This window comes from Actinokineospora auranticolor (assembly GCF_002934265.1).
Classification (GTDB): domain Bacteria; phylum Actinomycetota; class Actinomycetes; order Mycobacteriales; family Pseudonocardiaceae; genus Actinokineospora; species Actinokineospora auranticolor.
The window spans coordinates 29,020-41,553 of sequence record NZ_PTIX01000016.1 but is presented as its reverse complement, the minus strand read 5'-3'; the positions used below and the strand labels follow the sequence as shown (position 1 = coordinate 41,553).

The following is a 12,534-nucleotide window of genomic DNA, read 5'->3' as shown; positions in this document are numbered from 1 at the left end:
AAACCACCCCGGTCCGGCACGACCCACCCGCGAGGTCTCGGCCAGCGCCCCGCGGTCGCGGGGCGCGCGGCCGGCAGGTCTTCGGACTCGCGGGCGCCACACTCGTGCCTACTGGCCGTCGCTTCCCGGGCTCGCGCCCAGTGCTTGGTTGACGGCGGTCGTTCCCACTCACCGCTGCGGGGCAGTCCCGGATTCCCACCGGGTTCCCTCTTGCCTCGACCGCCACCCCTGGGACGGCGGTCGAACCAGCTGCGCTCCCACCCTATCCCGACGCGGCGCCGATCGGGTCAGGCGCGGGCGTAGCGCTCGGCCAGGGTGCGCAGCAGGGGGCGCAGTCCGGCCGGGGACTCGACCGTGAAGTCCAGGCCGAGCAGGCCCGCGAACACGGCCACCGTCTCCAGCGAGTCCGCCCCGGTGACCAGGACGGACGTGGTCGCGTCCACGGCCTCCACGACCCCGACAGCCGGGTTGATCCGGGCCAGCACCGCCTCGGCCGGGGCGTCGACCCGGAGTCGGGCGTGCACGTTCCACCCGCTGCTGGCCACCCGGCGCATGGCGAAGGCGGTGTAGTCGCCGTCGGCGATCGGGGTCGGGGCGAAGCGGCGGTGGGTGCGCATGCGCGGGCTGACCCGGTCCGCCCGGTAGACGTCCCACTCGCCGGTCGCGGGGTCGCGGGCGACGAGGTACCAGCGGCGCTGCCAGGCCAGCAGGCGGTAGGGCTCGACCAGGCGCGGGGTGTCGTCGTAGTCGAAGCGGAAGTGCTCGACGGCGTGGATGGCGGTGGCGACGGCCCGCAGCACCTCCGGGTCGACCTCGGGGTCGGGGGCGTCGGTGGCGGTGTTCTCAGGGGCGTGGTCGACGGCCGAGGTCACCGCCTCGACCGCGGGCCGCAGGCGCGGGGGCAGGACCTGTTCGAGCTTGGCCAGCGCGCGACCGCTCGCCGCCTCGATACCCGCGATGCCGCGTCCCGCGCGCAGCCCGATGGCCACCGCGACCGCTTCCTCGTCGTCGAGCAGCAGGGGCGGCAGCTTCCCGCCCGCGCCGAGCCGGTAACCGCCGGTGGCGCCCCGGGTGGCGTGCACGGGGTAGTCGAGGCCGCGCAGCCGTTCGATGTCGGCGCGGACGGTCCGGGTCGTGACACCGAGGCGTTCGGCCAGCTCGGTGCCGCTCCACACCGGCCGGGATTGCAGCAGCGACAGCAGGGCGAGCAGCCGTGCCGGGGTATCGGCCACCGGTCCTCCGTCAATTAGGAAGTAAACGTTCCTATAGGCACTCTAGCGTTACCGCCATGACGAACACGAGCATCCGCCCCTTCCGCGTCGAGATCGCCCAGGCCGAGCTGGACGACCTGACCGACCGACTGGCCCGCACCCGCCTCCCCCAGCCCGCCCCCGGCGACGACTGGGCGACCGGCACCCCCAACCACTACCTGCGCGAGGCCGTGGCGGCGTGGCGGGCGTTCGACTGGCGGGCCGCCGAGGAGCGGATCAACGCGCACCCGCACTTCGTCACCGACGTGGACGGCCAGCCGATCCACTTCATCCACGTCACCTCGCCCCACCCGGACGCGACCCCGCTGCTGCTCCTGCACACCTACCCGGGCTCGTCGGTCGACTACCTGGGTATGGTCGAGCAGCTCGCGAACCCGGCCGAGGGCCAGGCGTTCAACCTGGTCATCCCGGACGCCCCTGGCTTCGGCTTCTCCACCCCCGTCACCGAGTCCGGCTGGAACTCGGCCCGCACCGCCCGCGCCTACGACACCCTCATGCGCCGACTCGGCTACGACAGCTACGGCGCGCACGGCTCCGACCAGGGCGCGGTCATCGCCCGCGAGCTGGGCCTGCTCGCCCCGGAGGGCTTCCTCGGGCTGCACGTGCTGCAGCTGTTCTCCTTTCCCTCCGGCGACCCCGCCGAGTTCGAGCGCCTGGAGCCGAGCGACTACGCCGGGCTCGAACACATGAAGTGGTTCCAGAAGGTCGGCGGCTACAACACGATGAACGCCAGCCGTCCGCAGACCGTCGCCGCCGGTCTCAGCGACTCCCCGCTCGGCCTGCTCGCCTACAGCGAGCTGTTCACCTCCTTCGGCAACGGCACCTCGCTGGTCCCGCTGGAGGCGGTGCTGCTGGAGGTCTCGGTGGCCTGGTTCGCCAACGCCGCCGCGGGGATGACCCGCTCGTACTACGAGAACGCCGAGGCCCCTGAGTCCACCGCGGTCAACGCCGCCCCCACCGGCGTCGCCGTCTTCGCCGACGACTTCCAGACCATCAAGGCCTTCGCCGAGCGCGACAACAGCGCCATCGTCCACTGGAGCCGCTTCGACCACGGCGGCCACTTCGCCGCCCTGGAGGTCCCGGAGCTCGTCGCGGGCGACATCCGCGCCTTCTTCACCGCCCTGACCTGAGCCCGGAAAGCACGACGGGCCAGGGCGATTCGCCCTGGCCCGTCACTGGTCCACAGTGGACTGTCCACGACAGACTCCGCCGCTCGCCCTCTTCCTGGGCGATCGACTCGTCCTGGAACCGCGGGAGGTCGCCCTACTCGACGACGTTCGCGCACCGGTCCCGTGTGGACACCTCAGGAGATGGCCGGGGTCCGCGGACGCACCGCCTGGTCGCCCTTGGACAGCCTGCGGGCCAGCCGGGTCAGCTCGCGGAGCCGGATGTCCGGCAGGTACGCGCGGCTCAGCGCCAGGCCGATCCGGGGCAGGTCGGCCTCGTCGCGGTAGGCCAGGTAGAGGGGGACGCGGTGCGGCTGGAACTTGGCCTTGAAGGCGTGCAGCGAGCGGAACCCGTAGTGCGGCTCCATGACCTTGCCCAGGGACTCCAGCGCCCGCTCGATGACCCGACCCGGCCCGCACTCGCGGCTGCGGGCCAGCGGCGCCCCCGAGAGGGACACGAACCGGGCGCCCTCCGCGCGGAAGGCCAGGCAGGCCGAGGCGATCAGGAACTCCATCACCGGGCGGAAGCCGTGGGCGCCGCGGCGCATGATGTCGAGGGTCCAGCCGCTGATCTGGCCGTCGCCGGTGTGCACCGGCAGCCACGACGTCACACCGTGCACGGTGCCCTCGGCGTCGACCGCGAGACCGACCCGGGTGGCCGGGTCCATGGCCTCGGCCAGACCGCCCAGGGTGAAGCCCATCTCCGGCATGGCCTTGCCCGCCATCCACTCCCGCGACAGCGCGCGGACCTGGGTGAGGACGGGTTCCGGCTGGTCGACCAGCCGGACCAGGCGGAACTCGACGCCCTGCTTGGCGGCGTGGTTCAACGCCGTCCGGACGTCCTGCCAGGCCTTGCCGCGGAACTCGAGGTCGGTCAGGTCGAGCACGTTGTCCTCGGCCACCTGGACGTGCCGCCAGCCCAGCGCGCGGGTCGCGGCCAGCGTCGACTCGGTCGCCGAGAACACGCAGGGCACCAGGCTGGAGTTGTCGCACATGGCGGCGAACTCGGTGACCGTGGCGGCCGCGGTGCCGTCGGGGGCGATCGGGTCACCGAGCGCGATGGCGACCCCGGCGTGGCGGCGGAAGGCGAGGTAGGAGCGGCCGTCCTCGCGGACGAAGTAGCTGTTGCTGGGCCAGGTCGTCATCCACGACAGCGTGCTGCCGCCGTGCCGCCCGAGCAGCGTGCGGGCCAGGGCCGCGCCGTGCGCTTGGGGGTGGCGCCGGGCCCAGCGGCGGGACCGCGCCCGGAAGGCGTGCCTGCCCGCGAGCAGGACGACCAGCTCGACGGTCCACAGGAAGTTGTCCACGAAGAAGAGCGGCAGGCCCACGGTGTCGTAGTCGCCGCCGAGCACGTCCGCCACCACGATCAGGGTGGCGAGCACGACGCCCTCCAGCGCGATGAACGCCGACAGCGCGACCGCCCAGAACCAGGCGAACCGGCTGCCCTTGCGCAGGCCGTTGAGCACGGGCACCACGATCACCAGCAGCACGGCCAGTTCCGGTCCGGTCAGCGACACCCCGTCGTCGGAGCCGAAGGGGCCGGTGCCGGGCACGAAGTACATGAGGAACTCGGCGGTGGTGAGCAGCAGCAGGCAGGCGACGGCCAGCAGCCGCCACTCCCGCACGTTCGGCCCGACCAGGTCCGGCACCCAGCGCCTGCCCACCAGCCGCTTGCTCAGCGGGATCGCCATCGCCAGGGCGAAGAAGTGCACCAGGTCGGCGAGGGTGCCGACGTAGATGATCGTCGCCGCGGCGTAGACGCACAGCCCGGCCCGCAGGCGCAGCCGCCACGGCGCGCGCAGCGTGCCGCTCGCGACCGCGACCGCGGCCAGCGCGCCGCCGGAGAACCCGACGTCGAGGGTGCCGCCGAGGCGCTCGGCCCACTCCCAGCCCGAGTCGCGGCACAGCGCGAGGAACACGGTGGCGACGCACACGGACGCGAACTGGCCGCCGATCGTGACGGCCATCGCGCGCCGCGTCCCCAGTTGCCACTCGGCGAACCCCGCGAGCAGCGCGAAGCTGCCGACCATCGGCAGGTAGTACCAGGGGACGACCGCGAAGAACGGCCCGGTGAGCATCGTCCACCATCGGCCCGCCTCCATCGAGGGCACGCCGTAGGCGACGAACGGGTAGGCCGCGCGGTCCTCGGCGGCGTCCCAGAGCGCCCCGGTGGCCACCGCCAGCACGAGCATCGCGAGCACGACGGCGCTGGTGAAGGGCACGCGCCGCCGGAGTACGGCGGCCGTGCGGCGCAGGCGCCCACCCGCGCCCGGCGTGATCGCCGTCGGTGCTTGGTTCATGGGAGAAAGTGTTGTTGACAAGGGCGTCCTGTACATCCAACGACAGGGGTACATTTCCCCTAGGGGCGTCAGACTACCGGTTGAGGGTTGTCTCAGTCCCCAGACCCGCGACATTCAGTCGATCCGGGGAGTTTCGGCGGCATTCGTCCGATTCGCGCGTATTCTGCCCCTGGCTCCGGTGCCGCCCTACCCGGACTCCCCCCGACCCCCAAAGCGATCAACGGGGAGCCAGGTCCTCGGCGTATCTCGCGATCATGGCGAACCGGTCGGGTTGGCCCGTTTTGGCCAATAGGTTCGAAACGTGGGTATCGATCGTGCGCCGCGAGAGGAATAGGCGTTCGCTGATTTCGCGGTTGGTCATGCGTTGCCCTATCAGGACCAGGACGTCGTATTCCCGCGCGGTCACGCCCGCGAGCCGCAGTTCGGCCGGGACCGCGTCGGTCCCGCGCCTGCGTTGCCGCACGGACTCGCCCGCGCTCCGCAGCAGGCCGCGCGCGGCGGCGGCCACCCGGGGCGCGGGGAAGGCGTGGAAGTAGGCCTCCGCCTCCCGCAGCCAGCGGGCGGGGTCGCCCCAGCCGCCCGCCGCGGCGGGCTCGGCCAGCAGGCGCAGGCACAGGTGGCGGGCGGGCGGGTACGGCTCGGCGGCCGCCTCGAAGTCGGCGAGGTGGCGCTCGACCTCCCGGTACCGGCCGTCCCGCGCGGCCACGACGGCGTCGGCGGCGGCCAGGAACACGCGGTTCCACCGGGCCTGCCCACTGGCCGACGCGCGGATGGCGGTCGCGTCGACCGCGGTTGCGGAGAGGACGGACAGGAACACGCGCGGGCCGTGCGCGTAGGACACGAACTGGGGTGGCCGGTCCGCCTCGGCCGCGGCCGCGAGGTCGAACTCGGCCATGGCCCGGGGGCGGTCCTCCTCCAGCAGCGAGCAGAAGGCCATCCCGAAGCCCCAGAGCGCGGAGGTGAAGTCGCAGTCCGCGCCGCCGAGGCGGGTGTAGTCGTCGAGCAGGGTCATCGTCGTGGGGCGGTCGCCGCGGTGGGCGCTGACGCAGACGCGCAGGCCCGTGGCGGTCCGGGTCATGTCGCCGAGGCGCAGCCTGCGGGCGGTCTCCGCGCAGTCGTGGGCGCCCTTCTCGGCGGCGGCGTGGTCGCCGCGGGTCAGGTTGACCACGGCCAACTCGGCGGCGATGTCCAACGCGGTCACCAACGCGCCCGCCGTCAGGGCGGCGTCGTGCGCCGCGACCAGGGCGGTCGGGTCGCCCGACCGGATACCGGCGTGGGCGCCGAGGTCGAACAGCAGGCGGATCCGCCAGAGGACCAGGCCGTGCCGGTCGGCCAGGTCCAGCGCCCGGGTGAACAGGGACTCGGCCTCGTCCAGATCGCGAACTCGGACACAGGTACCCAGGATCTCCAGCGCCTCGCACGCGGCGTCCGGCAGGCCCGCCCTGGTCGCGCCGCGCAGCGCGCGGCCCGCCAGGGCCTCGGCGTCGGCCAGCCGCCCGGGCGCGGGGTCGGTGAACGCCAGCTGCGCGGCGACCACGTCGGCGCGCACCGCGAACTCCGGGTCGGCCACGGCGGGGAGCGCCCGGGCGCGGTCCAGCTCGCGTCGGCCGACCTCCCACCGGCCCGCCGCCGCGGCGGCGCGGGCCAGGCGCAGGTGCACGCCCGCCTGGGCGTCGGGGTCGGCGCGGGTGGTGAACCGGCTGCCCAGGTCGGCGGCGCGGACGACCTCGCCCGCCGCGACGAGGGCGTCGAGCAGGGGAGCCAGGACCGGCGCGGGGTCGGCGGGGGCACCCAGGTCGAGGGCGCGTTCCAGCAGGGTGATGGCGGTGCCGAGGCCGCCGTGGCCCGCCGCGCGGCGGCCCGCCGTGGCCAGCAGTTCGGCGGCCCGGGTGGTGTCGCCCGCGCGTTCCCAGAGTCGTTGCGCGAGCAAGCACCAGTCGTCGGGCAGGTCGGGGTGGGCCTGTTCGACCACCCGCGCGGCGCGGGCGGCCAGCGCGGCGTGCTCGTGCGGCAGCAGGCCCGCCCGCAGCGCGTCGGCGGTGAGCGCGTGCCGGAACGCGTAGCCGCCGTCGACGGGGACGACGAGGCGGGCCCCGATCGCGGCGCGCAGCACGTCGAGCAGGACGGCCTCGTCCACACCCGCGACGCCGGGGACCAGCTCGGCCGGGAAGCGCCTGCCGAACACCGCCGCCGCGCGCAGGACCCGCGGCCCGTCCGGTCCGAGCCGGTCGGCGCGGGAGGCGACGGAGGACAGCACCGCGGCGGGTACGCCCGGGCCGCGACCGCGTGCGAGGTCCGCGCGCCCCGGTCCCCCGCCGATGGCTTCGGCGAGCAGTTCCTCCACGTAGAAGGGGTTGCCCTCGCCGTCGGCGACCAGCCGGGCCAGCTCGACCACCGTCGGATCGGCGCGGTCCAGCCCGACGCAGCCCGCCACCAGCAGCCGCACGTCGTCATCGGCCAAATGGGACAGCTCGAGCCCGGTCGCGACGCCGCGCCTGCCCGCCGCCCTCGCCAGGTCGACCGCCGGGCCGGGGTCGGGTCGGAGCGTGCCCACCAGCAGCACCGGCTCCTCGGCGAGGTTGTCGACGAGGTAGTCCACGACGGCGAGGGTGTCCGCGTCGGCGTCGTGCAGGTCGTCCAGCGCCAGCAGGCAGCCGTGGTCCGCGCCGAGCAGGCGCAGCAGCCGCAGCACGGCCTCGGCGAGGACCGCGGGCGAGTCGTCGGCGCCGGGGACCCGGTGCGCGCGCCAAGCGGGGACCAAACGGGACAAAGTGGACCGATAGGGGGCGAGGTCGGCGTCGTCGAGGACGGCGCCGTGCCGCAGCACCGACGACAACGCCTCCGACAGGGCGCGGAACTGGGCCGTCGGGGTCGTGGCCCGACCCCGCGCCACCACCGACCGCCCGGCCGCGCCCGCGATGTCGCGCAGCAACCGCGTCTTGCCCAGACCCGCCTCGCCGACCAGGAACACCGCGGAGCCGCGGCCCCGCCGGGCCGCCGCGAGCGCCGAGCGCAACAGCCCCGACTCCTCGTCGCGGCCCACGATGTCCGGAATGACCGGCCCCCACGACGGTTTCGTCCCGCTCACCACACTCATCCGACCCGCCCTCCCCTGTGTGGATCGCCCGGCGGCGCGCGTTCGTAAGCGGTCGACACCATCTCCGCCCAGGGGGTAAACCACCCACCAAGGGCGTCCTGATTCTCGGTAAGCGGCAACGGGAATCCCGGTATCCGCTGCGGATCCGCGCGCACCGGTCCCGGCGGAACACTTCCCCTCGAAGCGCACCGGATCCACAGTGCGCGAGAGAAGGGAATCACCTATGGACAAGAAGACCGTGCTGCGCCGGGTCGCGGCGCCCGTGCTCGCGGGCGCCGCGATCATGGTCGGCGTGGCGGGGCCCGCATCGGCCACCCCGGCGCACGCCGACGCGGCGGGGGCCACGCTGCGGTCCGCGTCGATCACGTTCACCACGCTGACCGACAACAAGGACTTCGACACCCTGGTCACCGTGGTGGTCAAGGACCGCGACGGCCGGGTCGACGCGCAGACCTCGGGCTTCTTCGGCGAGTTCAAGGACCAGACCTCGAAGACGCTGCCCCTGCGCATCCGCACCGGCGCCACCTGGGACGCCATCGAGAACGGCGGCTCGATCACCGTCACGATCGCGCCCAACGGGCACGACACCTGGAACTTCGCCTACGAGCTGGACCTCTCCTACTCCGACGGCGACGCGGGCTTCCACCTGAACCCGGGCACGTCGTTGAACGAGGGCCGCAAGTCCCTGACCAACCCGCTGAACTGAACCCCACCGGCGGGTGGACCGCCCGGGGCCTCGCGCGCGAGGCCCCGGGCGGGCGGGAAGTTCGGTATGCCCGGGGGCGAATATCGGTATGCCGGGCACTGTCCCGGTCGCACCGCGGCGGGCAGGATCGTGGGGCAAGCGCCACGCGCCGTCGGGGAGGACGGCGGTGGCGGCACCACGAAACAGGGGGTTTGCCCGATGGTGAGATCCGACGCGTCCGCCTTGTCCGCACTGCGGTTCGACACCCGCGTCCAGGTGCACGGGACGTCCGAGTTCACCGGCGTGCTGGCCGTGTCGGCGGACGAGGTGTGGGCGGTGGGCGGCGCCGCGGACCCGGCGACCGGGCGCACGGTCGCGCTGGTGGGTCGCTGGACCCAGGACTTCCGGTTCGTCGCCCCGGCCCCCGCGGCCGCGGCCGCGCGGCTGATCGGGGTCGACGGGGTCGGGGACGACGTCTGGGCGGTGGGCTGGATCTCCGACGGGCGCGGGGGCGGCAAGCCCCGGATCGAGCGCTATTCCCGGTCCTCCGGCGCGGTCGAGGCGCTGGACGGGCCGTCGGTGGACGGCAACAGCTCGCTGAACGCCGTCGCGATGCTGTCGACCACCGAGGGGTGGGCGGTAGGCGCCTCCGGCCCTTCGGCCGACGCCGACCCGACCCACACGCTGATCGCCCGCTGGGATGGGACGGCCTGGCGGGCGATCAGCTCCCCCAGCCCCGGCTCCGCGCTGAACCGGCTCGACGCGGTCTCCGCCCGGACCACCGACGACGTCTGGGCCGTGGGCAGCCGCGGCGACGGCGAACGCGTCGAGGCACTCATCACGCGCTGGGACGGCACGACCTGGACCCGGGTCCCGTTCCCGGGCGACGGGATCGAGCTGCACGACGTCGCCGCCGTCGACCACGACTCCGTGTGGGTCGTCGGCACGAACGTCACGCCGGGCAAGTCGGACACGCACGTCGGCATCGCCCGGCACTGGGACGGTTCGAAGTGGACGGACATCGCCCCGACCCCCAGCGGCATCACGGAGCTGACCGGCATCGCCGTGGTCGCCCCGGACGACGTCTGGTTCGCGGGCTACGCGGAACTGCCGGGCCTCCCCGACACCGCGCACCTGGCCCACTGGGACGGCACCCGCTGGCGCGACGAGGCACCCGTCGCCACCACCAACGGCAACGTGGCCTCGGCCCTGCACCGGATCTGCGTCGGCGGCACCCGCGTAACAGCGGTCGGCTGGCACGCCGCGTCGACCGACCCGGCGGCCCGCACGGCCGCCGCCCTGCTCGGCCGCGCGACCAACCGACCGCGCTGAGCCGGTCCGGCCACCACGCGCCGCCGCGGTCGGCTCGATAGCCATCCAACCGCCGGTGCTCGTGGCCACCGCCAAGAGCGCCGAGCCCCGCTCACAGGGGGTTGAGGCGGGCCTTGAGGAGGCAGAACTCGTTGCCCTCGGGGTCTTCGAGGACGTGCCACTCCTCGTCGCCCGTCTGGCCGATGTCGGCCGGGCGGGCGCCGAGGGCCAGTAGCCGCTCGAGTTCGGCGTCCTGGTCGCGGTCGGTGGCGTTCACGTCGATGTGCAGGCGGGACTTGCCCCGCTCCGGCTCGTCGCGCTTGCTCAGGATGATCGTGGCCTGCGGGCCGCCGAAGCCCTCGCGGGGGCCGATCTCCTGGGAGCCGTCGTCCATCCGGTCGAGGACGACGAAGTCCAGGACCTCGCACCAGAACCGGGACAGCGCCTCGGGGTCGCGGCAGCCGAGTACGAGCTCACTGATCCGACACGCCATCGCGGAACCTGCCTTCGGTCGGGAACCCCCGGACCCGGCGACCGTAGCCGAGCGCGCGAGGGCGGGCGAACGGGTTTCCCACCCGTAACGGATCCCCGGTGCGGTCGATGGACAACAGAGTCCGGCGGCTGGGAACCTGAACGCGGCGGCCCGGTCACCGCGGTCACCGGGTCCGCGTCCTTCACCATGACCGGCGACAACCAGGCCCGCTGGCGGGTCACCGCGGTCGGCGCCGACGGCACGCCGGGACCGTCCAGCCCGTGGGGCTCCTTCCGGTTCACCACCGGGCCGTACAACATGTACGACAACGGGGTGAGCGCCGACTGGGCGACGGGCGCGGGCACCATCCCGTACGGGGCCGACGCCGACGCGCGCGGCTTCGCCATCCCGCGCGACGGTGTCTACGACGGCGACTGCGCTCTCGAGGACGGCTCGGCCCCGAGGTACGTCGAGACCCACCCGGAGATGAAGCCGGGCGGGTGGATCGAGGGCACGTACACGTTGCCCGGCCCGGTCTCCCCGGGGCAGCGGTTCCGCACCTCGCTGGGCTACATCCAGTGCGGGTCGAACCCGACCGCCGGGATCGACGACTTCGTGGTGCTCGCGGTGATGCCGAACGGCACCCGGCGCGAGGTGGTGCGCAGCAACCAGACCGGGACCGACCACGCGGTCCACGGGCTGGAGGTGGACCTGACCCCGTTCCAGGGCGCCACCAAGCTGGTGCTGCGGGTGGAAGACGACAAGCCCAACGGCCAGGACTGGGCCTGCTGGGTGGAACCGAGGGTGGAGCGATGAACGCGCTGGTGCGGGTGACCGTGGCGCCGGACCGACTGGCCCTGGCGCCGGGCGAGTCGGCGGACGTGGTGGTGACGATCCAGAACGCGGGGCCGGTGGTGGAGCACTTCACCACGACCGTCGTCGGCCTGCCCCGCGACGACCTGTTCACCGTGGAGCCCGCCACGGTGAAGTTGCGACCGAAGGAGACGGGGACCACCCAGGTGCGCATCACGGTGCCACCACGCGGGTTGCTGGTGGCTGGCCCCTACGTCCTCGGCATCCTGGTCCGCTCCCCCTACCAACGCGACGCGTCGTACTGCGCGGAACTGCCCTTGGCGGTAGCACCCGTCCCCGTACTGGCCATGGCCGTACAACCGGAGGTCGTCCTGGGCGGCGACCGCGGCGCCTACACGGTAGCCCTGTCCAACGAGGGCAACACAACCCTCGCGGTAGCCCTCACCGGCAGCGACCCCGAACGCCGCGTCGGCTTCGAGTTCGACCCGGAACGGGTGCTGCTGGAGCCGGGCACCGGCTCGGGCGTAGCGGTGCGTGTACGGGCCAACGCGCCGTTCACGGGTCAAGAGGTCCGCCGAGCCCTGACGCTGCGCGCCCACGCGGGCGAACTCGAGTCCGAGCGACCGGCGACTTTCGTCCAACGCCCTCGCCTGGCCGGTGGTCTTGTTCGGGTCGCGGGAATCGCAGCAGGCATCGCCGCCCTGGCAGGCGCCGCGGTCGGCGGCGCGCTACTCATCCGCGACAACAAAACCGAGCAGGTGGCCCAACTCCTCCCCACCCCTCCCGCCATCCCCACCGCCCTCCCCCAACCCTCCTCGCCCCCTTCTCTCCCCTCTTCTCTTCCCCCTTCCTCCGTTCCCTCCCCCTCCTCCCTTCCCCCCTCCCCTTCCTCTTCCACCCCTTCCTCCGCCTCCCAACCCCCCGGCGAATCGACCATCACCGACTTCAGCCGACTCCCCGACAACCAACCGGCAGGCGACCGCCTGATCCAACCAACCCTCTACAAAGGCCTAACCCTGTCCAGCGACGCCGAACGATCCCCCACCGACTGCCGCGACGCCACCTCGGTAGCCCTCCGCACCACCGGCACCTTCGGCGGCTTCCTCACCAGCGCCCGCCCAGCGGGCGCGAACCTCTGCAACAACCTCCCGGTCCGCATCGAACTGGCCCAACCCGCCCGCCAACTGACCCTCACCGTCATAGGAACCGGCGGCGACTACACCCTCCGACTCCAACTGGCCGACGGCACAGTCGAGTCCCGCACAGTCACCCCACCCCCGAACACCCCCGCCCAAATCCCCTATGAGGCGCCTGCGGGCAACACCATCAAGTCCCTCACCTACGGCCACGCGAACCCCGACCCCACCACGAAGGCCTTCACCATCATCAAATCCCTCGCCACGATCCCCGCCTAACCGG

9 protein-coding genes and 1 riboswitch are annotated in these 12,534 nt (G+C 73.4%); of the genes, 5 read left to right on the top strand and 4 right to left on the bottom strand.

Features of this window, described 5'->3' with window-relative positions; all coding sequences use genetic code 11:
- Window positions 1-55: 55 nt before the first annotated feature.
- Window positions 56-265, bottom strand: a riboswitch (cobalamin riboswitch).
- Between the two features lie 22 nt (window positions 266-287).
- A complete protein-coding gene (locus CLV40_RS25045; RefSeq protein ID WP_104481437.1) occupies window positions 288-1,232 on the bottom strand; it encodes a helix-turn-helix transcriptional regulator in 945 nt (314 codons plus the stop codon).
- A 56-nt stretch (window positions 1,233-1,288) separates the two neighbouring features.
- On the opposite strand from CLV40_RS25045, the gene CLV40_RS25040 reads away from it, so the two are divergent.
- Complete coding sequence (locus tag CLV40_RS25040) at window positions 1,289-2,401, top strand: epoxide hydrolase family protein (protein ID WP_104481436.1); 1,113 nt, start codon at window positions 1,289-1,291, stop codon at window positions 2,399-2,401.
- A 173-nt stretch (window positions 2,402-2,574) separates the two neighbouring features.
- On the opposite strand, the gene CLV40_RS25035 is transcribed toward CLV40_RS25040, so the two are convergent.
- Both CLV40_RS25035 and CLV40_RS25030 read right to left on the bottom strand, forming a co-directional pair.
- Entirely contained in the window at window positions 2,575-4,737 is a 2,163-nt protein-coding gene (locus CLV40_RS25035; protein ID WP_104481435.1) for a bifunctional lysylphosphatidylglycerol flippase/synthetase MprF, read from the bottom strand.
- A gap of 217 nt (window positions 4,738-4,954) precedes the next feature.
- On the bottom strand, window positions 4,955-7,834 hold the full coding sequence (locus CLV40_RS25030) for a helix-turn-helix transcriptional regulator (RefSeq protein WP_181043722.1): 2,880 nt from the start codon (window positions 7,832-7,834) through the stop codon (window positions 4,955-4,957).
- A 223-nt stretch (window positions 7,835-8,057) separates the two neighbouring features.
- Between CLV40_RS25030 and CLV40_RS38315 the strand changes: the two genes are divergently transcribed.
- Both CLV40_RS38315 and CLV40_RS25025 read left to right on the top strand, forming a co-directional pair.
- Window positions 8,058-8,540, top strand: coding sequence for a hypothetical protein (locus CLV40_RS38315; RefSeq protein WP_181043721.1), 483 nt, complete (start codon window positions 8,058-8,060; stop codon window positions 8,538-8,540).
- 198 nt (window positions 8,541-8,738) lie between these two features.
- The gene (locus CLV40_RS25025; protein ID WP_104481433.1) at window positions 8,739-9,851 is read left to right on the top strand and encodes a beta propeller repeat protein; all 1,113 of its coding nucleotides are present in this window, start codon (window positions 8,739-8,741) and stop codon (window positions 9,849-9,851) included.
- A 91-nt stretch (window positions 9,852-9,942) separates the two neighbouring features.
- Here CLV40_RS25025 and CLV40_RS25020 read toward each other — a convergent pair whose 3' ends face one another.
- Window positions 9,943-10,323 carry a VOC family protein gene (locus CLV40_RS25020; RefSeq protein ID WP_104481432.1) on the bottom strand — a complete coding sequence of 127 codons (381 nt, stop codon included), beginning with the start codon at window positions 10,321-10,323 and terminating at the stop codon, window positions 9,943-9,945.
- Between the two features lie 186 nt (window positions 10,324-10,509).
- Here CLV40_RS25020 and CLV40_RS25015 point away from each other — a divergent pair, with 186 nt between their 5' ends.
- Window positions 10,510-11,118, top strand: coding sequence for a hypothetical protein (locus tag CLV40_RS25015; RefSeq protein ID WP_104481431.1), 609 nt, complete (start codon window positions 10,510-10,512; stop codon window positions 11,116-11,118).
- Entirely contained in the window at window positions 11,115-12,530 is a 1,416-nt protein-coding gene (locus CLV40_RS25010; RefSeq protein ID WP_104481430.1) for a COG1470 family protein, read from the top strand. The genes CLV40_RS25015 and CLV40_RS25010 overlap by 4 nt, the downstream gene beginning before the upstream one ends.
- Window positions 12,531-12,534: the final 4 nt, after the last annotated feature.

What these genes read in the sequence shown, in the direction of transcription:
- CLV40_RS25015 (WP_104481431.1), top strand. Translation starts at nt 10,510, where the DNA reads ATGACCGGCGACAACCAGGCCCGCTGGCGGGTCACCGCGGTCGGCGCC.
- CLV40_RS25035 (WP_104481435.1), bottom strand. Translation starts at nt 4,737, where the DNA reads ATGAACCAAGCACCGACGGCGATCACGCCGGGCGCGGGTGGGCGCCTG.
- CLV40_RS38315 (WP_181043721.1), top strand. Translation starts at nt 8,058, where the DNA reads ATGGACAAGAAGACCGTGCTGCGCCGGGTCGCGGCGCCCGTGCTCGCG.
- CLV40_RS25030 (WP_181043722.1), bottom strand. Translation starts at nt 7,834, where the DNA reads ATGAGTGTGGTGAGCGGGACGAAACCGTCGTGGGGGCCGGTCATTCCG.
- CLV40_RS25025 (WP_104481433.1), top strand. Translation starts at nt 8,739, where the DNA reads ATGGTGAGATCCGACGCGTCCGCCTTGTCCGCACTGCGGTTCGACACC.
- CLV40_RS25010 (WP_104481430.1), top strand. Translation starts at nt 11,115, where the DNA reads ATGAACGCGCTGGTGCGGGTGACCGTGGCGCCGGACCGACTGGCCCTG.
- CLV40_RS25040 (WP_104481436.1), top strand. Translation starts at nt 1,289, where the DNA reads ATGACGAACACGAGCATCCGCCCCTTCCGCGTCGAGATCGCCCAGGCC.
- CLV40_RS25020 (WP_104481432.1), bottom strand. Translation starts at nt 10,323, where the DNA reads ATGGCGTGTCGGATCAGTGAGCTCGTACTCGGCTGCCGCGACCCCGAG.